Origin of the sequence: Micromonospora sp. NPDC005305 (genome assembly GCF_040607315.1) — a bacterium.
Lineage (GTDB): Bacteria > Actinomycetota > Actinomycetes > Mycobacteriales > Micromonosporaceae > Micromonospora.
Window position 1 is genome coordinate 1 of sequence record NZ_JBEXGL010000056.1, and the last position, 1,355, is coordinate 1,355.

Here is a 1,355-nt window from a genome sequence, read left to right on the forward strand (position 1 = left end):
GCGAGACGCTCCCACATTGCGGCTGCCCACCGGTGTCATTGGTGTGGCTCTCTCATGGCCTGCGGTCTCGCCGGGCACCGCGCGAGGAGTGGCTGGAAAGGGGTTTGTCCTGCTCGAAGTAGCGGTGCCCTCCTTGCTGACAACTCACCGAGTTCAGTCAACGGGAGGCGCCGATGTCGGTGATCATCGGGATGGACCCGCACAAGCGTTCAGCAACCATCGAGGTCGTCGACGAACGCGCCCGGGTGCTCGCAGTGGGCAGGTACGGCACCGACAAGACCGGCTACGCGCAGATGCTCGCCGCCGGCCGCAAGTACCCCGACCGGGTGTGGGCAGTCGAGGGTTGCAACGGCATCGGCAAGCACATCGCCCACCGACTGCTGCACGACGGTGAGACGGTGCTCGACGTGCCCGCGAAGCTGTCCGCGCAGGTGCGGGTGTTCGCCACCGGCAACGGCCGCAAGACCGACCCGGTGGATGCGCACTCGGTCGCGATGGTCGCACTGCGCACCCCGAACCTCGTGCAGGTCCAGCTCGACCCGGACCTGCAGGTCATGGGGATGCTGGTCGACCGCCGCGACGAGCTGGGCCGCGCCAGGACACAAACCATCAACCGGCTGCACCGGCTGCTGCTGGAACTTTTCCCAGGCGGGGCGAAGCAATTCCTGTCCGCGCGGCAGGCACGTGCGCTGATCGCGACCATCAAGCCCCGCGACATCGTGGGCAAAACACGGCGCCGCCTCGTGGTCGAGCTCATCGGTGAACTCGAGGGCATCGACAAAAAGATCAAGACGGCGGAGAAGGACCTCAAGGAGCTGGTGGTCGCCCGCGGCTGCACCCTGATGGACCTGCACGGCATCGGCCCGTCAGGCGCGGCCCGGCTGCTGGCCGACGTCGGCGACATCCGCCGGTTCGCCGACCGCGGCCGGTTCGCCTCCTGGAACGGCACCGCCCCGCTGGACGCCTCCTCCGGCGACCAGAAGCGGCACCGGCTCTCCCGCGCCGGCAACCGACGGATCAACCGCACGCTGCACATCATGGCCGTGGTCCAGCTGCGCAACCGCACCGAAGGCCGTGCCTACTTCGACGCGAAGAAGGCCGCCGGGAAGACCTCCATGGAAGCCATGCGCGCGCTGAAACGGCGGCTGTCCAACGTCGTCTACGCCCGCATGGACGCCGACCAGAAACGCCGACAGGCGGCGGATCCGGGAGGGCACTCGGGGACGACTCTGCAATCCAGCGTGACCGACCTGACCCCGGACATCGGCCCTTCGGACAAGCCACTTCCCGGACCCGCCACCAACCACCCTAAACCCCTGGTTCCAGCGGTGCCTTGACATAAAGGGGTGCCATGA

General features: G+C 67.8%; 1 protein-coding gene. It reads left to right on the plus strand.

Annotation, left to right across the window (positions count from 1 at the left end; all coding sequences use genetic code 11):
* Positions 1-173 precede the first annotated feature (173 nt).
* Positions 174-1,337: an IS110 family transposase gene (locus ABZS80_RS33250; protein WP_355062172.1), complete on the plus strand. Its 1,164-nt coding sequence runs from the start codon at positions 174-176 to the stop codon at positions 1,335-1,337.
* The last annotated feature ends 18 nt before the right edge of the window (positions 1,338-1,355 follow it).

Excerpts from the sequence above, each read along its gene's own strand:
- ABZS80_RS33250 (WP_355062172.1), top strand. The coding sequence starts at position 174 with ATGTCGGTGATCATCGGGATGGACCCGCACAAGCGTTCAGCAACCATC.